25 protein-coding genes are annotated in these 17,989 nt (G+C 62.3%); 15 read left to right on the forward strand and 10 right to left on the reverse strand.

From position 1 onward, the window contains the following. Positions 1–81: 81 nt before the first annotated feature. From NKH13_RS11135 to NKH13_RS11145, 3 genes are all read right to left on the reverse strand, one after another. Positions 82–1,716 (reverse strand): tetratricopeptide repeat-containing sulfotransferase family protein, encoded by a 1,635-nt coding sequence (locus NKH13_RS11135; RefSeq protein ID WP_352713113.1) that lies wholly within the window; start codon positions 1,714–1,716, stop codon positions 82–84. A 183-nt stretch (positions 1,717–1,899) separates the two neighbouring features. After that, positions 1,900–2,166, reverse strand: coding sequence for a DUF1488 family protein (locus tag NKH13_RS11140; RefSeq protein WP_352713115.1), 267 nt, complete (start codon positions 2,164–2,166; stop codon positions 1,900–1,902). Positions 2,167–2,176: 10 nt separating this feature from the next. Continuing rightward, the gene (locus NKH13_RS11145) at positions 2,177–2,359 is read right to left on the reverse strand and encodes a hypothetical protein (RefSeq protein ID WP_352664703.1); all 183 of its coding nucleotides are present in this window, start codon (positions 2,357–2,359) and stop codon (positions 2,177–2,179) included. Between the two features lie 366 nt (positions 2,360–2,725). Here NKH13_RS11145 and NKH13_RS11150 point away from each other — a divergent pair, with 366 nt between their 5' ends. Genes NKH13_RS11150 through NKH13_RS11165 form a run of 4 tightly spaced genes read left to right on the forward strand, consistent with a single transcriptional unit; the run spans position 2,726 to position 3,670 of the window. Beyond that, on the forward strand, positions 2,726–2,992 hold the full coding sequence (locus tag NKH13_RS11150) for a hypothetical protein (protein ID WP_352713118.1): 267 nt from the start codon (positions 2,726–2,728) through the stop codon (positions 2,990–2,992). After that, positions 2,989–3,234 carry a hypothetical protein gene (locus NKH13_RS11155; RefSeq protein WP_292661264.1) on the forward strand — a complete coding sequence of 82 codons (246 nt, stop codon included), beginning with the start codon at positions 2,989–2,991 and terminating at the stop codon, positions 3,232–3,234. The genes NKH13_RS11150 and NKH13_RS11155 overlap by 4 nt, the downstream gene beginning before the upstream one ends. Positions 3,235–3,272: 38 nt before the next feature. Next, entirely contained in the window at positions 3,273–3,410 is a 138-nt protein-coding gene (locus tag NKH13_RS11160; RefSeq protein ID WP_023719175.1) for a hypothetical protein, read from the forward strand. Between the two features lie 35 nt (positions 3,411–3,445). Then, positions 3,446–3,670, forward strand: coding sequence for a hypothetical protein (locus NKH13_RS11165; RefSeq protein WP_352912521.1), 225 nt, complete (start codon positions 3,446–3,448; stop codon positions 3,668–3,670). Between the two features lie 10 nt (positions 3,671–3,680). On the opposite strand, the gene NKH13_RS11170 is transcribed toward NKH13_RS11165, so the two are convergent. After that, positions 3,681–4,079: a Kazal-type serine protease inhibitor family protein gene (locus NKH13_RS11170; protein ID WP_352912522.1), complete on the reverse strand. Its 399-nt coding sequence runs from the start codon at positions 4,077–4,079 to the stop codon at positions 3,681–3,683. A 489-nt stretch (positions 4,080–4,568) separates the two neighbouring features. Here NKH13_RS11170 and NKH13_RS11175 point away from each other — a divergent pair, with 489 nt between their 5' ends. The 3 genes from NKH13_RS11175 (at position 4,569) to NKH13_RS11185 (ending at position 5,825) form a co-directional block, all read left to right on the forward strand. After that, positions 4,569–4,781 carry a cold-shock protein gene (locus NKH13_RS11175; protein WP_006202520.1) on the forward strand — a complete coding sequence of 71 codons (213 nt, stop codon included), beginning with the start codon at positions 4,569–4,571 and terminating at the stop codon, positions 4,779–4,781. 228 nt (positions 4,782–5,009) lie between these two features. Beyond that, positions 5,010–5,222 carry a cold-shock protein gene (locus tag NKH13_RS11180; RefSeq protein WP_006202521.1) on the forward strand — a complete coding sequence of 71 codons (213 nt, stop codon included), beginning with the start codon at positions 5,010–5,012 and terminating at the stop codon, positions 5,220–5,222. 192 nt (positions 5,223–5,414) lie between these two features. Then, positions 5,415–5,825, forward strand: a complete 411-nt coding sequence (locus NKH13_RS11185) for a BA14K family protein (RefSeq protein WP_352713124.1) — start codon at positions 5,415–5,417, stop codon at positions 5,823–5,825. 70 nt (positions 5,826–5,895) lie between these two features. On the opposite strand, the gene NKH13_RS11190 is transcribed toward NKH13_RS11185, so the two are convergent. The 3 genes from NKH13_RS11190 to NKH13_RS11200 all read right to left on the reverse strand — a co-directional run bounded on the left by NKH13_RS11190 (position 5,896) and on the right by NKH13_RS11200 (position 8,065). After that, positions 5,896–6,537, reverse strand: a complete 642-nt coding sequence (locus NKH13_RS11190; RefSeq protein ID WP_352912523.1) for an MBL fold metallo-hydrolase — start codon at positions 6,535–6,537, stop codon at positions 5,896–5,898. 177 nt (positions 6,538–6,714) lie between these two features. Continuing rightward, on the reverse strand, positions 6,715–7,026 hold the full coding sequence (locus tag NKH13_RS11195; RefSeq protein ID WP_352912524.1) for a hypothetical protein: 312 nt from the start codon (positions 7,024–7,026) through the stop codon (positions 6,715–6,717). A gap of 145 nt (positions 7,027–7,171) precedes the next feature. After that, the gene (locus tag NKH13_RS11200) at positions 7,172–8,065 is read right to left on the reverse strand and encodes a branched-chain amino acid aminotransferase (protein ID WP_352912525.1); all 894 of its coding nucleotides are present in this window, start codon (positions 8,063–8,065) and stop codon (positions 7,172–7,174) included. Between the two features lie 249 nt (positions 8,066–8,314). Between NKH13_RS11200 and NKH13_RS11205 the strand changes: the two genes are divergently transcribed. From NKH13_RS11205 to NKH13_RS11220, 4 genes are all read left to right on the forward strand, one after another. Next, positions 8,315–8,842, forward strand: a complete 528-nt coding sequence (locus NKH13_RS11205; protein ID WP_023719182.1) for a MarR family winged helix-turn-helix transcriptional regulator — start codon at positions 8,315–8,317, stop codon at positions 8,840–8,842. Beyond that, complete coding sequence (locus tag NKH13_RS11210) at positions 8,829–9,548, forward strand: response regulator (RefSeq protein WP_023678415.1); 720 nt, start codon at positions 8,829–8,831, stop codon at positions 9,546–9,548. The genes NKH13_RS11205 and NKH13_RS11210 overlap by 14 nt, the downstream gene beginning before the upstream one ends. 51 nt (positions 9,549–9,599) lie before the next feature. Then, entirely contained in the window at positions 9,600–11,015 is a 1,416-nt protein-coding gene (locus NKH13_RS11215) for an ATP-binding protein (RefSeq protein ID WP_352713132.1), read from the forward strand. 206 nt (positions 11,016–11,221) lie between these two features. Beyond that, positions 11,222–12,244, forward strand: coding sequence for a glycosyltransferase family 4 protein (locus NKH13_RS11220; protein ID WP_352713134.1), 1,023 nt, complete (start codon positions 11,222–11,224; stop codon positions 12,242–12,244). Between the two features lie 12 nt (positions 12,245–12,256). On the opposite strand, the gene NKH13_RS11225 is transcribed toward NKH13_RS11220, so the two are convergent. The 3 genes from NKH13_RS11225 to NKH13_RS11235 all read right to left on the reverse strand — a co-directional run bounded on the left by NKH13_RS11225 (position 12,257) and on the right by NKH13_RS11235 (position 13,756). Then, positions 12,257–12,616 (reverse strand): tRNA-binding protein, encoded by a 360-nt coding sequence (locus tag NKH13_RS11225; RefSeq protein ID WP_352912526.1) that lies wholly within the window; start codon positions 12,614–12,616, stop codon positions 12,257–12,259. A gap of 6 nt (positions 12,617–12,622) precedes the next feature. Further along, complete coding sequence (locus NKH13_RS11230) at positions 12,623–13,123, reverse strand: type III secretion system chaperone family protein (RefSeq protein ID WP_023678420.1); 501 nt, start codon at positions 13,121–13,123, stop codon at positions 12,623–12,625. 330 nt (positions 13,124–13,453) lie between these two features. After that, the gene (locus tag NKH13_RS11235; RefSeq protein ID WP_352469177.1) at positions 13,454–13,756 is read right to left on the reverse strand and encodes an accessory factor UbiK family protein; all 303 of its coding nucleotides are present in this window, start codon (positions 13,754–13,756) and stop codon (positions 13,454–13,456) included. A gap of 130 nt (positions 13,757–13,886) precedes the next feature. Between NKH13_RS11235 and lgt the strand changes: the two genes are divergently transcribed. The 4 genes from lgt to NKH13_RS11255 all read left to right on the forward strand — a co-directional run bounded on the left by lgt (position 13,887) and on the right by NKH13_RS11255 (position 17,948). After that, on the forward strand, positions 13,887–14,738 hold the full coding sequence (lgt, locus tag NKH13_RS11240) for a prolipoprotein diacylglyceryl transferase (RefSeq protein WP_352713138.1): 852 nt from the start codon (positions 13,887–13,889) through the stop codon (positions 14,736–14,738). Continuing rightward, on the forward strand, positions 14,735–15,823 hold the full coding sequence (locus NKH13_RS11245; RefSeq protein WP_352912527.1) for a class I SAM-dependent methyltransferase: 1,089 nt from the start codon (positions 14,735–14,737) through the stop codon (positions 15,821–15,823). The genes lgt and NKH13_RS11245 overlap by 4 nt, the downstream gene beginning before the upstream one ends. A gap of 185 nt (positions 15,824–16,008) precedes the next feature. Next, positions 16,009–16,797 carry a peptidoglycan editing factor PgeF gene (gene pgeF / locus NKH13_RS11250; protein ID WP_352713141.1) on the forward strand — a complete coding sequence of 263 codons (789 nt, stop codon included), beginning with the start codon at positions 16,009–16,011 and terminating at the stop codon, positions 16,795–16,797. Continuing rightward, complete coding sequence (locus NKH13_RS11255) at positions 16,797–17,948, forward strand: M24 family metallopeptidase (protein ID WP_023678425.1); 1,152 nt, start codon at positions 16,797–16,799, stop codon at positions 17,946–17,948. Before pgeF ends, NKH13_RS11255 begins: the two co-directional genes overlap by 1 nt. Positions 17,949–17,989: the final 41 nt, after the last annotated feature.

Raw genomic sequence — 17,989 nt, forward strand, 5'->3', positions numbered from 1 at the left:
ATAACGACATGCATAAACAGGAATCTAAAGCGCGTCGCATGAGGCCGATCGAGCGCGACGCGCTTTAGGCGCAGCGGCGCTCTAAGCCAGCCTGTCGAGCAGCGGCTTCAGCCGGTCGCCATAGCGCTTCCACAGATCGACCGAGCCCTGATACATCGGCTGGCGTACCTGCGCGGCGGACGCCGTGCGCACCGGCCGGTCGGTCTGGTGGAACGACAACACGGCATCGTCCCACGGCAGGCCGAGATGGGCGATCAGCGCCCGCGACTGGGCTTCCTGGTCGGCGACGAAATCCTCATAGCGAACGTCGTGCACGACCTCAGGCAGCACGGCGTGCCAGTGCGCCATGATATCGGTGTAGAGATTGTGGAAATCGGCGAGTTCGCCGAGATCGTAGCCGTAGCGATGGCTGTCGCCGCGGAAGTGCACCTTGTAGATCGACAGGCAGGTCGCCGCCGCATCGCGCGCGCAATGGATGATCTTGGCCTGCGGCAGCATCATGTGGATGAAACCGATCAACAGGAAATTGCCGGGCATCTTGTCTGTGACGTGCCGAAAACCTGGATAGCGGGTGTGCAGCATGTCGAGATAGGCCTGGCCGGCCTCGGCATAGGCCTTGTCGGGCATGTCGGCGATGCCCCAGGGAAAGCCGCCCTTCATGCTGAGCGGAAACTGCTTGCCGACCGCCGTCTTCAATATGCTGAGCTCGCCCGCGCCATAGACCTGCGGATGGCTGGCGATGATCTGCTCGACCAGCGTGGTGCCGGAACGCGGCATGCCGACAACGAAGATCGGCGTGTCGTCGGCGATCCCGCTCGGCCTGTGCCTTTCAAAAAAGGCCTTGTCGAACACCGCCTTCATCGCCTCGAACTCGCCGCGCGTCTTGCCGGCGTCGTAGTCGATGCCCTGGCGGCGGATCGCGTTGCCTTCGGCGAAATAGTCGAAGGCGCGGCCATACTCCCTGAGGTCGTCATTGGCCTTGCCGAGGCCGAAGGAAAGCTGCATGCGCGCCAGGCTGCCTTGCGGCGCCTTGGCGTGCTCCGCCTCCATGCGGGCAAGCTCGGCGTCGCGCTCCTTCTGGCGCTTGACCTGGGTGAGCATCAGCCAGGCCCTGGCCATGCCGGGGTCCACCGCCAGCGCCTGCCTGAAAAGATCGGCAGCCTCGTCGAGATTGCCCTTTTCCATCAGCCCGACACCCAGGCCGTGCAAAAGATCGGCATCCTTCGGCCGGATCGTCAGCGCCTCGCGAAAAACAGCCAGTGCCTCATCCAGCCGGCCCGCTTCCTGCAGCGTTTCGGCAAGCCCGACGCGGGCGCGGACATGGAACGGGTTGCGGCCGATCGTGCCGCGATAAATATCTTCGGCGCCTTCGAACTGGCCGAGCTGCTTCAGCGACGAGCCGAGATTGTCACGCGCCGCCAGCTGGTCCGGCCGAATCGCCACCACCTTGCGGAAGAGATCGGCGGCGGCCGCTACCCGGCCGAGGTCGCGCAGCACGGTGCCGAGATTGTTGAGGAAATCCGGATTGCTCGGCTGCAGACGCACCGATTGTTCGATCAGCGCCAGCCCCTCGGCGCTGCGCCCGGTCTGGTGCAGCAGAAGCCCGAGGAAATGCGCAGCAGCCGGGTGGTTGGCCTTTTGCGCCAGCACCTGTCGGTAAAGCGCCTCGGCTTCCTGCCGGCGCCCCGTCTGGTGCAACTGCAGCGCCTGCTGCACGTGCTGGTCGAGCCCCAGCGGCGGCTGTCCGCCTGAGCCGTAACGTGCGCCTGCCGGTTGTCTCGGATCTCTGTTGATGGGAAACCTGCCGTGTTGTCCGCCTGCCGCGATCTAGGCCATCGCTGCGGCACGTGCAAGAGCAGACGGCGGTCGCTACGAAGCAAACCTCCGAACTCGGGGAGCTTACCGAAAGTCTGCCGGCGTCAGCACATACATGTTCTTGCGGCCGTGCGAGTAGGCTTGGCGCGCAATATCGTGGATCGACGAACGCTTGGCGTCAAAGGCGCTGAGAAATTCGGCCTCGGCTCCGCTTGCAGCCGGGTTGGCCGCCGAAAGTGCCGCAACCTCGACAAAGAACGGGACTTCGAACATGCCGTCATGGCCGACGAAACGAATGCGCTTGGCCGCCGCGTCATAGGAGCGGCTGGGATTGGGAAAATTGAGCGTCATGGCTTGCGCGTCAAATCAGGCGATTGCTTTCGGCAAGCTGGCGCGCCCGCCGCGCCGTTCCGTCAGTGTCGGCAATCCTTCGCCTTGCCGCCTCGTCGCTTCTTATCGTGAGGCGCGGCGACAAGACCTTTATCGGCTTGGTGACGGGACTAACTGCAACTGTCGGGACATCCGGTGTTCTTTCGGAGTTCATGACTCTCTTCCTTTCATACCTAAATAAATACAAATGCCGGAGGAATTTTTCCGGAAGTTCTTCAAACAATTTTTGAGGTGCACCGGGACCGTATCATCGTTCTGCAGATAACTATAGAAAAGTAATTTTAGGTTGGTAGGGGTAAGAGGCCGAAAACTTCTTGAATAAGCCGTATTTTCAGACTAATGGTATAAAACCGTTTTGGGTCATGCTTGGCCCTGCGGCGTCAGGGTTCTCGGCCCGCCAAACTTATCCAAATCGCCGACACCTGGTACCGCAATGCAGGCTCCGCTTCCGGAGCAGGCCGGAAAGAAACTTCAACGCACGAGAACTTCAAGGCACAAGCGAGAACTTCGAGGCACAAGAATGTCTGCCCGCACCACCCATTCCATCGCGCATTTCGCGGCACCTTTCGTGCTTGGCGGGCTGGATGGCGTGCAGCCGGCCGGCGACTATGACATCGACCACGACGAAGAACTGATCGACGGCATGTCGTGGCCTGCATGGCGCCGTGTCGCCACTTTCATCCATCTGCCGGCAAGGACGGTGAAAAGCGCGACCAGCCAGCTTGTCGCCGTCGACCATGCCGAGCTCGAGGCAGCGCTTCAGCACGACCAGGAGAATGTCACATGATCCGCTTCCAGCAGAGTGCGCGGCGCACGGACACGCCGGCGCATATCTTCACCGTCGGCCAGACCGTCCGCATGAAGAGCCGCACCGGCCTTGCCCAAAAGACCGCGGAGCTGTTCCAGATCAAGAGCCGGTTGCCGGTCAAGGACGGCTCGCCGCAATACCGCATCCGCAGCGAGCTGGAGACCTATGAGCGGGTCACCACGGAAGACAATCTCGAACCGGTCGACAACCCGGCCAGTTGAGCCGAAAGCAATCCGCAACACGTATAAGGGATCAGAAAATGGCCAAGGGTCAACAGCGCAGCAATCGCGAGACACGCAAGCCCAAGAAGGACAAGGTGGCGGCAAAACCGGCCTCGCCCTTCGGCTCGGCGGTCAAGCAGGCGGAGACCGCTGTGAAACCCAAGTCCAAAGGCTAGGGTTCGATCGCACGACAATCTGCCTGGAGGCGTGCTTGAACTCCGTCATCGAGTTCTACCGCTCGCGCGATGCCGACGAAGCGATACTCGATCGAGTGTCGCTGGAGGCACCGAACCTGCGCGCCGCCCTGCAAGGCGCCGCCACGCTACTTCACACGCTGATGATGCCGCAGATCCCCGATCGCCTGCGCATCTCCAACGAGGACGGCGCCGAGCTCTACGTCGGCCCCGCCGATGGTGCCTATCCGGACGAACAGTGAGGCCGGTGCGCTAGCAAGGCCCGTCATCGACGACGCGATAATCCGCCGCGCGGGCTTCGCATTCGTTGGGGAATGTCCGCAGCTCGCCATGGCGACGGGCACAGACCGGGCGGTATTCGCGGGTGCAGAATGTCTGCTCCTCACCGCCACCACCACCGCTGCGGCACTCGCCCTCGCGAATGATGCGGTATCCGGCCCGTTCGGCAAGGCAGGCATTGGCGAAGGTCTGGCGGTCGCCGCCGCGCCGGGCACAGACCGGGTCATATTGCTTGGTGCAGAATTGCGGCCCCGGCCGTGGCGGGCGCGGCCCTGGCCCCTCATCCACCACGACGGTGCAGGCTGCGAGAATTGCCGACAGGAACAGGATGGAAAAAACCTGCCGCGGAAAGATTGCCGCAAGAAGCCGCATGAATGTTTCCCTCCCTCGAAACTCCTGCCTGCACAATGGTGCCTGCGTCCGGCCGATCCTCGTCATTACGCTGCCAAATGCAACCCCTGTTTGCAACTGGCGAGCCAGGGCGGTATGCCGGCGCAAGCCAAGATAGCACCTGCCCCGCTTGCTGGACCATGCCTGGGTGGCGTCTGGCCGATGACCGCGCGGAGAACCGGGGCTATCGGTGCGATGCGTCGGGATGCGCCTGTTGGTCCGCCCGCGGCTCTATCTTGCAAGCATCACGTTTCCGTGCGATAAATTTTGTGTTCGGGCATTTGCGACCCGGAGAGCGGAACGTTTTGGACGACCTTTCCCCGATACTGTGAATCTCTGACAGCCCCGTTTTCGGCGGGGGGTTTTACCATGCGCCAATGCATGACTGCCGAAGCAACCACCGGGACTTGCCCACGGCGCCAGGCGGCGGGCGGAACCACCAAGACTGACACGGGTGAAGGAGTTTCCCCAATGGCCCAGACCGGCACCGTTAAATTCTTCAACGCTACCAAAGGCTTCGGCTTCATCACGCCCGATGGCGGCGCCAAGGATGTGTTCGTCCACATCTCGGCAATCGAGGCTTCCGGGCTGCGCACGCTCGTCGACGGTCAGAAGGTCACCTTCGATGTCGAGCCCGACCGTATGGGCAAGGGTCCGAAAGCGGTCAATCTCCGCGCTGCCTGAACCACAGCGTGCCGCGCGTCCTTTCGGGGTGTGAGGATGCTGCAAGGCTTTTGGAGTGAACGTGAATTCTGTAAAGGCGCGGCGGTCTTCGCCGCGCCTTTTGTGTTCTGGGATGCTTGCAGACGCCCGCAAAACTTTCTCTTGCCGATGGCACTAAAATAAAGGACAAATTTCCGTCCGGGCATTTGCCGGCCCGAGACTGGACTTGTGGGATCAAAGGAGCTTCCCATGCCGCAGACCGGCACCGTCAAATTCTTCAATCACGCCAAGGGCTTCGGCTTCATCACGCCGGACGACGGGGCAAAGGATGTCTTCGTCCATATTTCGGCCGTGCAGGCGTCGGGTCTTCCCGGTCTCGAGGATGGGCAGAAAGTGACATTCGACACCGAGCCGGACAAGCGCGGCAAGGGTCCGAAAGCCGTCAACCTGTCGATCGGCTGAACCAGCCCTGGACAGAATGGACGTGGGCCGGTCTGGCCTGCGGTGTTTGCGGCACGCTTGAACCGCCCAGTTAGATGAACCGCCTGGTCAAATTTCGTTCAGCCCCCGTTCAGCCACGGTCGCATATCAATCTTCGTTAAAGCCGGACCGCATCCCCCGAAAACGACCCGGGCCGGCACGAAGGAGACCGACATGAACCGAATTTTCAAGACTGCCATCCTGTCCGCTGCGGTCGTTGCGACCACGCTTGCGACCTTGCCCGCGGCCAGTGCCGATGAATGGCGCCATCACCGCCGTCACCACGGCCACGGCGACGCCGTTGCGGCCGGCGTCCTCGGCCTTGCGGCAGGTGCCCTGATCGGCGGTGCGCTCGCCAGTCCGCAGCCCCGCTATTACGACCCGGCCTATGATGATGAATACTACCGGCCTGCCCCGGTGCGCCGTTATTACGTGCAGCCGCGAGTGGCCTATGCCGAAAGCTATGCGGAGCCCTGGACCCGCGGCTGGTACGAATACTGCTCGGACCGCTACCGGAGCTTCAACGCGCGTACCGGCACGTTCACCGGCTATGACGGCGAACAGCATTTCTGCACCGCCAATTAACGGAGGCAATTTCCGCCGGAAAAAAGCGCGGTCGCACAGGCCGCGCTTTTTTTGTTTCCGGCAAGCGGTTTCAGATCAGGAACGGATTGCTCCGCCGCTCCTCACCAAAACGGCCGCCGGGACCATGGCCGCAGATGAAGCCGATGTCGTCGCCCAACGGCAAAAGCTTCTCCTTGATCGAGGCGATCAGCGCGGCGTGGTCGCCGCCCGGCAGATCGGTGCGGCCGACCGAACCGCGGAACAGCACGTCGCCGACATGGGCGAACTTCGCGGCCCGGTTATAGTAGACGACGTGGCCGGGTGCGTGGCCTGGACAATGGAGCACCTCGAACACGTGTGAGCCGAACGAAACGGTCTCGCCTTCGGCAAGGAACCGGTCGGGGACACAGTTGCGCACGGAATCGGTGATGCCATAGCGCTTTGCCTGGTACTCGAGATTGGCGAGCAGCGGCCGGTCGGCGGCATGCGGGCCGATGATCTCGATACCGAGCGCCTCCTTCAGTTCCATGGCCCCGCCGGCATGGTCGATATGGCCATGCGTAATCCAGATCGCGCCGGCAGTGATCGCATTGTCCTCGAGCGCCGCCAGCACCTTGTCGATGTCACCGCCCGGATCGACGACAACGCCTTGTCTGTCGTCCATGTCGAAGAGGATGGTGCAGTTCTGCTGGAACGGCGTGACCGGCACGATGCCGGCGTTGAGCTGACCCATATTCGTCCTTTCACGCTGTCGGAGCGCTGCGCGTCCCCTCGAACGCGTCAGGAAAGCCCCAACCTTGAATCAGGCCCTGATGTAGAGACACACGCGAACGGCGTCCACCGCTCCCACAAACGGCAAAACGAAATGGGCGGCTGAAGCCGCCCATTTGAAAACCTGAAACGTCGAAGCCTATTTCTTCATCGCGTTCATGACCGCACCGATGATGCCGGTCAGGATGGCGCCGCCGCCGGCACCGCCAACGATGTTTGGAATGTTCAACGCGCTGCCGGCTCCTGCCGCCGTGGCGGCTGCTGCCGGATCGACCGCGCCACCCAGCAGACTGTTGAGAATGAGCCCACCGCCGACGCCGCCAACAGCGCCGCCCAGGATTTTGGTAAGCTGCCCCATCGCCGCAGTCTTGATAGCCGCACCCACCGCCTGACCACCGATGATACCCGTAATCACCTGAATAATGATCGGAAGAAGCGTGTTCATATCCATATTTCCAGTCCCTCCATAGCTGCCAGCCTCCCGGGCCGACCCCATCATGAGACGCCGAATTGTGTGAAAGTCAAATGCAGAAGCGCTTAAATAAAAGGGGCGGCCCGAAAACCGCCCTTACTAGTTAAAAAAGCTGTGACTTTCGTTATTCTGCAGCGATTGCGTGCTTGGGCTGAACGGCCGCAGAATAGTCATTCATCAGCGTCTTGGCGATTTCGCCAACCTCGAATCGGTAGGGACCGATCTCCGAAACCGGCGTCACCTCGGCTGCCGTCCCGGTGAGGAAGCACTGCTGGAAACCATCAAGCTCTTCCGGCATGATGGCGCGCTCGATCACCTCAAAACCGCGGTCCTTAGCAAGGCCGATGACCGTGCGGCGGGTGATGCCGTCGAGGAAGCAATCGGGCTTGGGCGTATGGATCTTGCCGTCCTTGACGAAGAAGATGTTGGCGCCTGTCGCTTCCGCCACCTGGCCACGCCAGTCGAGCATCATGGCGTCGGCATAGCCCTTGGCCTCGGCGGCATGCTTGGACATGGTGCAGATCATGTAGAGGCCGGCCGCCTTCGATTTCGACGGTGCGGTGCGCGGGTCGGGGCGGCGCCATTCGGCCATGTCGAGGCGGATGCCCTTGAGCTTCTGCGCCGGGTCGAAATAGCTTGGCCACTGCCAGATGGCGATGGCGCAGTTGATCCGGCTGTTCTGTGCGGAAACGCCCATCTGTTCGCTGCCGCGCCACGCGATCGGCCGGACATAGGCGTCCTGGAAACCTTGCTTCTTCAACAGAGTGCGGCAGGCGTCGTCGATCTCGGCGACCGAGTAGGGTATCTTGAAGCCAAGCAGGCGCGCCGATTCATGCAGGCGTTCGGTGTGGTCGGTCAGCTTGAAAATTTCGCCGCCATAGGCGCGCTCACCCTCGAATACCGCGCTGGCGTAATGCAGCCCGTGGGTCAAGACGTGGATCTTGGCGTCGGCCCATTTGACGAATTCGCCGTTCATCCAGATAAAGCCGTCCAGTTGGTCGAAGGGAACGGATGCCATGGTAACCTCCCGCGGGCGGCAGCCCGCACATCATTGTGTCATTGCGTGTTTCGTTTCGGCCGCTGCAGGCGGCCATTGTCTTAAAGCGTAGGCGGATATTTAAGGTCTGGCAAACTCAGGAAGTTCCGGAAAAAACGGCTTCGCTTGCCTTTTCGTTCGCAATCCGCCGAAAAGCTTGGCAAAAATTACCATCGCGCGGAAAATACGTCAATAGTGCTGACATAATTTCCTGCTTCACACGGAGAAAAGATGACGAGCCACGCAGCCGCAGAGCCGATCAGGACGGCGATCACCGACGAGGACGGCATCGATTTCGCCATCATCGAGTTGTTCTTCTTCGCCTATCGCGACTTTACCTCCGATCCGGACCAGATCCTGGCCGATTACGGTTTTGGCCGCGCCCATCATCGGGTGTTGCATTTCGTCAATCGCCGGCCCGGGCTGACGGTCGCCGAACTCCTCGACGTGCTCAAGATTACCAAGCAGAGCCTGGCGCGCGTGCTCAAACAACTGATCGACACCGACCATATCGTGCAATTGCAGGGCCCTCGCGACCGCCGCCAGCGCGAGCTTTATCCTACGGCCAAGGGCCGTGCGCTGGCGCTGGCACTGGCGCGGCCACAGTCGCGCCGCATCCATGCTGCATTGGAAGATTCCGGAGCCACCGAACGCGCCGTCATCGAACGGTTCCTTGAAGCGATGGTCAATCCGGAACTAAGGGCGCAGATCGACATTGTGCCCGCAAAGATGTCAGGGAAAAGCCATGGAGACCATTGAGAGGGTTGATCATCCGACAGCACCGGAAGACGACGCGCCGCATCTGCTGGTGGTCGACGACGACACCCGAATCCGCAATCTTCTGAAACAATATCTGACCGAAAACGGCTTTCGCGTTACCGTCGCCGGAAATTCCGGCGAGGCCCGGCGCAAGCTCGCCGGCCTCGATTTCGATCTGATCGTGCTCGACGTCATGATGCCGGGTGAAAGCGGCGTCGATCTCACCAAGGCGCTGCGGGCGGAGAAAAACGTGCCGATCCTGATGCTCACCGCACTGTCCGAAACCGACAGCCGGATCACCGGGCTCGAGGCCGGCGCCGACGACTATCTGCCAAAACCGTTCGACCCGCGCGAGCTGATCCTGCGCATCAACAATATCCTGCGCCGCGGCGGCCCCGCGACGACGCCCAAGGTCGAACAGCTGGTCTTCGGCCCCTATACGTTCCAGATCGCCAGGCGTGAGCTGAAGCGCGGCGGCGAGGCTCTCAAGCTGACGGACCGCGAGCAGGAAATCCTGGCGATCTTCGCTGCGCGCGCCGGCGAGACGATACCGCGGCATGAGCTTGTCGGCGACGAGTCCGAGGTCGGCGAGCGCACGATCGATGTCCAGATCAACCGGCTGCGCCGCAAGATCGAACGCGATCCGTCCAATCCGGTCTGGCTGCAGACTGTGCGCGGTATTGGGTATCGGCTCAGCGTGGAATAGAATGCCGCCGACAGCGGTCCTTTGCCGGGCCGCCGGTGAGCGAAAAGACGAATGGCGACCACGCAACTCGAACGGCCGGAAGATGGCGGCTTGAGCGCCCGCGCGACGCGGGCGCTCAAGGCCGTGCCGCGCGCTTGGAACCGTTTCTGGCGCCTGGTGTCGCTTTACATGCCGAAGCGGCTCTATGCCCGCTCGCTGATCATCGTCATCGCGCCGATGATCATGCTGCAGTCGGTCGTCGCCTTTGTCTTCATGGAGCGCCACTGGCAGACCGTAACGCAGCGCCTGTCGCAGGCCACGGTGCGCGACATCGCCGCCATCATCGACCTGATAGAGACCTATCCGCACGACGCCGATTACGCCAACGTCATCCGTATCGCCCAGGATCGCATGCAACTGAAGGTCGACCTCCTACCGCCCGACCCGCTGCCGCCACCCGGGCCAAAGCCGTTCTTCTCGATCCTCGACGAGATCCTTTCGTCCGAGATCACTCGCCAGATCAACCGTCCGTTCTGGATCGATACGGTCGGCAATTCCAATATCGTCGAGGTCCGCGTCCAACTTGAGAACAAGGTGCTGCGGGTCTTCGTGCGCCGCAGCCAGGCCTATGCGTCGAACACCCATATTTTCCTGATCTGGATGGTCGGCACCTCACTGGTGCTGCTGATGATTGCCATTCCTTTCCTGCGCAACCAGATCCGGCCGATTCTAACGCTGGCCGAGGCGGCCGAGAGCTTCGGCAAAGGCCGGCCGATGCCGCGCGATTTTCGCCCGCGCGGCGCCGAGGAAGTCCGCCGCGCCGGCTTTGCCTTCATCCAGATGCGGGAACGCATCGAACGCCAGCTCGAGCAGCGCACGGCCATGCTGAGCGGCGTCAGCCACGATCTGAGGACCATCCTCACCCGCTTCAAGCTGCAATTGGCACTGGCCGGGACCAAGGCGGCCGACACCCAGGCACTCGACCAGGACATCGACGACATGCAGTCGATGCTGGAAGGCTATCTTGCCTTTGCACGCGGCGAAGCGTCGGAAGACGCCGGCCAGTTCGATCTCGAAGCCTTCTTCGACAAGCTTCGCGAGGAAGCCACGCTGCGCAAGCGCAAGCTATCGACCGTGCTTGTCGGCGATCCGCACGTCCATGTGCGCCCCAATGCCTTTGCCCGGCTGCTGTCCAACGTCGTCGGCAATGCATTCCGCTATGCCAAGACGGTGGAGATCAATGCCAATCATGGACGCGGTTCGCTGCTCGTCACCATCGACGATGACGGTCCGGGCATTCCGCCCGAAAAGCGGGAGGATGTATTCAAGCCTTTCGTGCGGTTGGACGAGGCCCGCAACCTCGACGCCAGCGGCACCGGCCTTGGCCTCTCCATCGCACGCGACATTGCCCGCAGCCATGGCGGCGACATCGTCCTCGAGCGCAGCCCGCTCGGCGGCCTGAGGGCGGTGATCAAGGTTCCGGCTTGACGGCAGCGAGACCCGGCCGTTCATCGGCCCGTCATGAAACCATGGTGAAGAGCACCAATGAAGCGCGCGATCCTGATTGATTCGGCCCTGCGGCCTCATTTCGACCCCGCGCCTGTCCGGGTGCGCCGGTGCGAGGCCAGAGCTGCGGCGTGGTCGCCGTTCAGGCATCGCGGCGAGGCAATCAAGCTCTCCGCCAAGGGACCGCCATGCGCATCCTGATGGTCACCGACGCCTGGCGCCCGCAAGTCAACGGCGTCGTCCACACGCTGGAGCGCCTCTCGGAGACGCTGAAATCCTTCGATGTCGAGACGGACTTCCTGACGCCGAACATCTTTCGCACCCTGCCGCTGCCGACCTATCCGGACATCAGGCTGGCGCTGACGACTCCTCACCGCGTGGCGCAGCTGATCGAGGCACGCAAGGTGGACCACATCCATATCGTCACCGAAGGACCGCTCGGCATTATGGCCCGGCGCTACTGCCGTAACGCCGGCCGCCCCTTCACGACCAGCTATCACACACGTTTTCCGGAATATCTGAGCGCGCGCCTGCCGGTGCCTGAAGCATGGGCCTATCGCTGGCTGCGCGATTTCCACAATTCAGGACAGGGCACGCTGGTCGCCACCCAGTCGCTCGCCGACGATCTTGCGGCGCGCGGCTTCACCAAGCTCCGGCCATGGACGCGCGGCGTCGACACAGATCATTTTCGACCGGATAAAAGAAAGGACCTGGGATTTCCCGGACCGATCTTCCTCTGCGTCGGCCGCGTCGCGATCGAAAAGAACCTGCCGGCCTTTCTCGACCTCGACCTGCCCGGCAGCAAGGTGGTCGTAGGCGAAGGGCCGGAATTGGCGAAGCTGAAGGCCAGATATCCCGATGCCCATTTCCTCGGCCATCGCCCGAACGACGAACTGGCCGAGATCTACGCCTCGGCCGATGCTTTCGTCTTCCCCAGCCGCACCGACACATTCGGCAACGTCATCATCGAGGCGCTGGCCAGCGGCACGCCGGTCGCAGCCTATCCCGTCACCGGACCGATCGATATTGTGGGTGACGGCATCGGCGGCGCGGTATCAGACGACCTGCGGCAAGCAGCGCTCGCCGCCCTTCACGTCGACCGCGCCGCGGCGCGGCAACGTGCTATGCGCTACAGCTGGAAGGCCTGCGCGGAAATGTTCATGGAAACGGTCGAAGAGGCGCTGGGTACCACGCGTAAACTGGCTGCCTGAGCAACAGCGCAGTTAGAACAGCTTGCCGCCGTCCGGCACCTTGCGCTCGATCGCACCAAGGACGACGGCACCCTCGTCATCGGGAAAGCCGAGCGTCAGCACTTCCGACATGAATGATCCGATCTGACGCGGCGGGAAATTGACCACAGCGAACACCTGCCGGCCGATCAGGGTTTCGGGCGTATAGTATTTCGTGATCTGGGCCGAGGATTTCTTCACCCCGATCACGGGACCGAAATCGATTTTCAACTTGATCGCCGGCTTGCGCGCCTCGGGAAAAGGCTCGGCCTCGACGATCGTGCCGGCGCGGATGTCGACGCGGTCGAAATCGGCAAAGCTGATCTCGGGTTTTCGCGCGTTGCTCAAACTCATCGACTGTCACGCGTTTCCGTAGGTTTCGAACAGCACGCCGGCCAACGCATCCTTGGCCGAAGTCCCCGACCAGACGACGAACTGGAACGCCTGGAAATAGCATTCGCAGGCCTCCAGCGCCGACGACAGCAGCACCTCGACCTGCTGGCTCGACGGCTCGACCCCACCGGCCAGCAGCAGCGACTGGCGGAACATGATGGCGCCTTCCTGCTCCCAGAGATCGAAATGGCCAAACAGCATCTGTTCGTTGATCAGCGAAAGCAGCCGCATCACCTCGAGCGCGCGCGCCTCAGGCACCTTGATGTCGAAAGCGCAAGCCAGGTGCAGCGCCTCGTAGTCCTCCATCCAGGAGAATGAAACGTGGTAGTCGGTCCAGCTTCCGGCAACCGAGATCGAGATCTCGTCGTCGCCGGCCCGCTCGAAGGACCAATCGTTGTTGTGCGCCACCTGCTCGATAACATCCACCGGATGGATTTCGCGGGAGAATTCGAGTTCGAGAAGTTCCATGAAATGCTTCCTGTCGTTCTGGGAGCGCCACCACACGCTCCGCGGGAGAGGCACACTCGAACAATTCTGCCTAGAACTCGGACGGCCAGGACTTCGTCAACGCAAAGACCCCGGACCGGACCCCACCGCCCGGCGCATGACCCTGCTCCGAATCATGCAACAAATTCAGTCTATTGATCGGGAGTCGCGTGACCAGCCCAATTTTTCGCACTGCGTCATTCGCATGTGGAAAGGCGCTGTCACAAAGATCCACGCAGTACCGGTAAGCGATTCACGACAAAGCGCTTTTTGCGATCCGGCTTTGTGGAAAAGTTTACGATTTATTTCTTATTATTTTTTTGCACGCGGCTTTGCCGCCGCCGCAGGCGCTACTTGACCGGTCAATTCGGCAAGCCTGGCCTCGAGCGCCTCGATGCGAGCGGCGAGGCGGGTGTTTTCTTCCCTGGCCTTCGCCGCCATGTCGCGAGCGGCCTCGAATTCCTCGCGCTGCACCACGTCCATGGAGTTGAGTATGCGCTCGGCCTGGCCCCTGAAGGCAGTCTCCACCTCGCGCCGCACGCCTTGCGCGGCACCGGCTGCGTCGGTCATCAGCTTGGCGAATTCATCGAGAATGCGGTTCGGTCCGGTCGCCATGGCAAATCCTCGCTTGGTCGAATTGACGTAGTGGCGCACGATGCGGAATGCAAGCACACGCTTGCCTTGACCCTGCCAAAACCCTGCCGCATGGTCCGCGCCCGAACCTGATCGGAACCGGGAGACCCTGTTGAGCGAATATTTGCTGCCGCTGGCTGCCCTGCCCTTCCCCAACATCGATCCGGTCATCGTCCGGATCGGACCGCTGGCGGTGCATTGGTACGGCGTCGGCTACATCGTCGGCATTCTGTTCGCCTGGTGGTATGCCAAGCGCCTCGTCACCAACCCAAAACTGTGGCCAGACGGCACCCTGCCGATGAAGCCCGTCGACCTCGACGACTTCATCGTCTGGGCAGCCATCGGTGTGGTGCTCGGCGGACGCACCGGCTACGTGCTGTTCTACGATCTGCCGCGCTACATTGCCAATCCGCTCGATATCGTCGCCGTCTGGCAGGGCGGGATGTCGTTTCATGGCGGCCTGCTCGGCGTCATTCTTGCAATGACGCTGTTTTCCCGGTCTCGCGGCATCCGCACATGGTCGCTGTTCGACGTGGTTGCCGCCGGCGTGCCGGTGGGGCTTGGCCTCGTTCGCCTGGCAAACTTCATCAATTCCGAACTGTGGGGCCGGCCGACCGACGTTCCATGGGCATTCGAATTCCCCAATGGCGGCCCATTTGCACGCCATCCAAGCCAGATCTACGAAGCGCTGCTCGAAGGGCTGGTGTTGTTCCTTATCCTGCGCTTCCTCACCCATTCGCGGCTCAAGCTGAAGACGCCGCGTTTCGTCGGCGGCGCCTTCATCGCCGGCTATGGCGCCTCGCGCATCTTCGTCGAATTCTTTCGCGAGCCCGACCAGCAGCTTGGCTACCTCCTTGGCACGAGCTGGCTGACCATGGGAATGGTGCTGTCGCTGCCGATGGTGCTGGCCGGCATCTGGGCGATGGCTACAGCCAAGCCGGTGACAAAACCGCAGCCGGCATGACGCGGCTGAAAACCCGCATCGCCGAGCTGATCGGTGCGGTGGGACCGATCCCCATCAGCGAATATATGGCGCTCTGCCTGTTCGATCCGCAGGACGGCTATTATACGACACGCGAGCCGTTCGGCGCCGCCGGGGACTTCGTCACCGCACCGGAGATCAGCCAGATGTTTGGCGAGCTGGTCGCCGTTTGGGTCTACCAGGCGTGGCTGGCGATCGGCCGGCCGACGCCGGTCGCCATCGCCGAAATAGGCCCCGGCCGCGGCACGCTGATGAGAGATATGCTGCGCACGCTTTCGCGGCTCGATCCGACGCTTACCGCCAGTGCATCGTTCGCTTTGATCGAGACCAGTCCGCGGTTGACCGAGGTCCAGAAACGGACACTTGCCGGGACGTCGGCCACCATCGCCTGGCATGAGGCCGTTGACACACTAGCGCAGGGGCCGCTTCTGATTGTTGGCAACGAGCTGTTTGACGCGGTGCCTATCCGCCAGTTCGTCCGCGCTGGAGCCGGCTGGCGCGAACGGATGATCGGTCTCGACGATACGAACCGGCTGCGCTTTTTCGTCGGCGCCGGCTCGCTCGACCCGATGCTGCTGCCGGAGGGTGCCGAGAATGCGCCGCAAGGTGCCATCGTCGAGGTGGCGCCAGCCCGCGCTGCCCTGATGGCGGCCATCGCCGGGCGACTTGCCGGATTTGGCGGCGCCGGCCTGTTTCTCGACTACGGTCACTTCCAGCCCGGGATCGGCGACACCTTGCAGGCCTTGCGCAAGCACGGTCATGAGGACGTGCTGGCCAATCCGGGGCAGGCCGATCTCACCGCCCATGTCGATTTCGCTGCCCTCGCGGCAACCGTTCGGGCACACGGCCTCGATGCCCACCTCTCAACGCAAGGTGAATTCCTGCTCAAGGTGGGGCTTCTCGAACGGGCTGGCCGGCTCGGCGCCAATGCCGATGAGGCAGCTCGCGAAAAGATCGCGGCCGACGTCGAGCGCCTCGCCGGCCCGCTGGCCATGGGCGAACTCTTTAAGGTGCTTGCGGTCCTCCCCGCCGGCATTGCCGTTCCGCCGTTTCCAAGCACGGATTGACTTTTCGCTGCCGCCTCTCCCACTCTCCCATCTCCGGCTAGCGCCCGACATCAACTGCGCCAGCCTTAACTGACCAGCTTTCAAGTGCGCCCGTCTTCAACTCGCCGGTCTTCAACTCACCCGTTTTCAACTCGCCCGTCTTCAACTCGCTTGACGAAATCGCCCATACGGACAACAAAGCCGCCATGCTGAATCAGACCAAACCGGATCCCGTTCGGTCGCCCTTGCTGGAAACGGCGCAAGGCATCCGCCACGGCTACTTCACACGCGTCGGCGGCATTTCCAGCGGCATCTACCGGGGCCTCAACATCGGCACCGGCTCGAACGACGACCAGACGCTGGTGCGCGAGAATCGCCGCCGGGTCGCCGAATGGATGGGCGTGCCTGCAAACCATCTGCTGAGCGCTCACCAGGTTCATTCGCCGGACGTTGTCATTGCCAGGGAGGTTTTTGCCGGCGAGCGGCCCAAGGCCGACGCCATTGTCACCGACCGGCCGGGCATTGCCGTCGGTGCCTCGACCGCCGATTGCGGACCGGTCCTCTTCGCCGACGCCGAGGCGCGCATTATCGGCGCCGCCCATGCCGGCTGGAAAGGCGCTTTCACCGGCGTGCTGGAAAACACCATCGCGGCAATGGAAAGCCTCGGCGCCCGGCGCGACCGCATCGTCGCAGTGCTCGGTCCGTCGATCGGCCCACGGAATTACGAAGTCGGACCGGAATTCGTCGCCCGCTTCGTCGACGCCGATGCCGGCAATGCTCGCTATTTCGCGCCCTCCGCAAATGCCGGACACGCGATGTTCGACCTCAACCGCTACACGGTCGACCGGCTGACCAAGGCTGGCGTCAACGCCGAAGGACTCGATCGCTGCACCTATGCCGAGGAAGAGCTTTTCTACTCCTATCGGCGCAGCACGCATCGCAACGAGCCCGACTACGGGCGGCAGGTTTCGGCAATCGTTTTGGAGGCTGACTGATGGCGCTGCATTTCGAACGCTCGGAATTCGACGCGCGGCGCGATCGACTGATGATCGAGATCGCCGAAAAGAAGCTCGACGCCGTCCTGCTGTTTGCCCAGGAAAGCATGTATTGGCTGACCGGCTACGACACCTTCGGCTTCTGCTTTTTCCAGTGCCTGGTGGTCAAGGCCGACGGCTCGATGGTGCTGCTGACGCGTTCGGCCGACTTGCGCCAGGCGCGCCACACCTCGATCATCGACAACATCGTTTTGTGGACGGACCGCAACGGCGCCAACCCGGCGGTCGACCTGCGCAATCTGCTCAACGAGCTTGACCTGCTCGGCGCCCGCATCGGCGTCGAATACGACACCCACGGCCTGACGGCCTATAATGGCCGGCGCCTCGACGAGCAGTTGCAGACCTTCGGGCAGATCGCGGATGCCTCCGGCATTGTCAGCCGGCTGCGGCTGTTCAAGAGCCCGGCCGAAATCGCCAAGGCGGAAAAAGCCGCCAATCTGGCCGACGACGCGCTGGACGCAGCACTGCCGCTGATCAAGCAGGGCGGCGATGAGGCGCTGATCCTGGCCGCCATGCAAGGTGCGATCTTTGCCGGCGGCGGCGATTATCCGGCCAACGAGTTCATCATCGGCTCCGGCGTCGACGCCCTGCTTTGCCGCTACAAGGCCGGTCGACGCAAGCTCACCAAGAACGACCAGCTGACGCTCGAATGGGCCGGTGTCTTCCACCACTACCATGCGGCAATGATGCGCACGGTGTTGACCGGCAAGGTATCGAAACGCCACCAGGAATTGTTCGATGCCGCCCGCGCCGCGCTACTTGCAGTCGAGAAGGCGATGACACCCGGTAACACGTTCGGCGACGTGTTCGACGCCCATGCCCGCACGCTCGAGGCCCACAATTTAACCAAGCACCGGCTCAATGCCTGCGGCTATTCGCTCGGCGCCCGCTTCACCCCGTCCTGGATGGATATGCCGATGTTCTATCAGGGCAATCCCGAACCGATCGCGCCGAACATGACGCTGTTCGCCCATATGATCATCATGGACTCCGAAACCGAAACCGCGATGACGCTTGGCCGCACCTATCTGACCACCGAATCCCAGCCGAAGCCGCTGTCCCGCCATGATCTCGACTTGATCGTGCAGTGAATCCATAATGGAAAGAGTGTGAGGGGCGTTCGTCGCCAAGG

The organism is Mesorhizobium sp. M1348, from assembly GCF_040317925.1.
Classification (GTDB): Bacteria; Pseudomonadota; Alphaproteobacteria; order Rhizobiales; family Rhizobiaceae; genus Mesorhizobium.

What these genes read in the sequence shown, in the direction of transcription:
- NKH13_RS11140 (WP_352713115.1), bottom strand. Translation starts at nt 2,166, where the DNA reads ATGACGCTCAATTTTCCCAATCCCAGCCGCTCCTATGACGCGGCGGCC.
- NKH13_RS11145 (WP_352664703.1), bottom strand. Translation starts at nt 2,359, where the DNA reads ATGAACTCCGAAAGAACACCGGATGTCCCGACAGTTGCAGTTAGTCCC.
- NKH13_RS11150 (WP_352713118.1), top strand. Translation starts at nt 2,726, where the DNA reads ATGTCTGCCCGCACCACCCATTCCATCGCGCATTTCGCGGCACCTTTC.
- NKH13_RS11155 (WP_292661264.1), top strand. Translation starts at nt 2,989, where the DNA reads ATGATCCGCTTCCAGCAGAGTGCGCGGCGCACGGACACGCCGGCGCAT.
- NKH13_RS11160 (WP_023719175.1), top strand. Translation starts at nt 3,273, where the DNA reads ATGGCCAAGGGTCAACAGCGCAGCAATCGCGAGACACGCAAGCCCAAG.
- NKH13_RS11170 (WP_352912522.1), bottom strand. Translation starts at nt 4,079, where the DNA reads ATGCGGCTTCTTGCGGCAATCTTTCCGCGGCAGGTTTTTTCCATCCTG.
- NKH13_RS11175 (WP_006202520.1), top strand. Translation starts at nt 4,569, where the DNA reads ATGGCCCAGACCGGCACCGTTAAATTCTTCAACGCTACCAAAGGCTTC.
- NKH13_RS11180 (WP_006202521.1), top strand. Translation starts at nt 5,010, where the DNA reads ATGCCGCAGACCGGCACCGTCAAATTCTTCAATCACGCCAAGGGCTTC.
- NKH13_RS11185 (WP_352713124.1), top strand. Translation starts at nt 5,415, where the DNA reads ATGAACCGAATTTTCAAGACTGCCATCCTGTCCGCTGCGGTCGTTGCG.
- NKH13_RS11190 (WP_352912523.1), bottom strand. Translation starts at nt 6,537, where the DNA reads ATGGGTCAGCTCAACGCCGGCATCGTGCCGGTCACGCCGTTCCAGCAG.
- NKH13_RS11195 (WP_352912524.1), bottom strand. Translation starts at nt 7,026, where the DNA reads ATGGATATGAACACGCTTCTTCCGATCATTATTCAGGTGATTACGGGT.
- NKH13_RS11200 (WP_352912525.1), bottom strand. Translation starts at nt 8,065, where the DNA reads ATGGCATCCGTTCCCTTCGACCAACTGGACGGCTTTATCTGGATGAAC.
- NKH13_RS11205 (WP_023719182.1), top strand. Translation starts at nt 8,315, where the DNA reads ATGACGAGCCACGCAGCCGCAGAGCCGATCAGGACGGCGATCACCGAC.
- NKH13_RS11210 (WP_023678415.1), top strand. Translation starts at nt 8,829, where the DNA reads ATGGAGACCATTGAGAGGGTTGATCATCCGACAGCACCGGAAGACGAC.
- NKH13_RS11215 (WP_352713132.1), top strand. Translation starts at nt 9,600, where the DNA reads ATGGCGACCACGCAACTCGAACGGCCGGAAGATGGCGGCTTGAGCGCC.
- NKH13_RS11220 (WP_352713134.1), top strand. Translation starts at nt 11,222, where the DNA reads ATGCGCATCCTGATGGTCACCGACGCCTGGCGCCCGCAAGTCAACGGC.
- NKH13_RS11225 (WP_352912526.1), bottom strand. Translation starts at nt 12,616, where the DNA reads ATGAGTTTGAGCAACGCGCGAAAACCCGAGATCAGCTTTGCCGATTTC.
- NKH13_RS11230 (WP_023678420.1), bottom strand. Translation starts at nt 13,123, where the DNA reads ATGGAACTTCTCGAACTCGAATTCTCCCGCGAAATCCATCCGGTGGAT.
- NKH13_RS11235 (WP_352469177.1), bottom strand. Translation starts at nt 13,756, where the DNA reads ATGGCGACCGGACCGAACCGCATTCTCGATGAATTCGCCAAGCTGATG.
- NKH13_RS11245 (WP_352912527.1), top strand. Translation starts at nt 14,735, where the DNA reads ATGACGCGGCTGAAAACCCGCATCGCCGAGCTGATCGGTGCGGTGGGA.
- pgeF (WP_352713141.1), top strand. Translation starts at nt 16,009, where the DNA reads ATGCTGAATCAGACCAAACCGGATCCCGTTCGGTCGCCCTTGCTGGAA.
- NKH13_RS11255 (WP_023678425.1), top strand. Translation starts at nt 16,797, where the DNA reads ATGGCGCTGCATTTCGAACGCTCGGAATTCGACGCGCGGCGCGATCGA.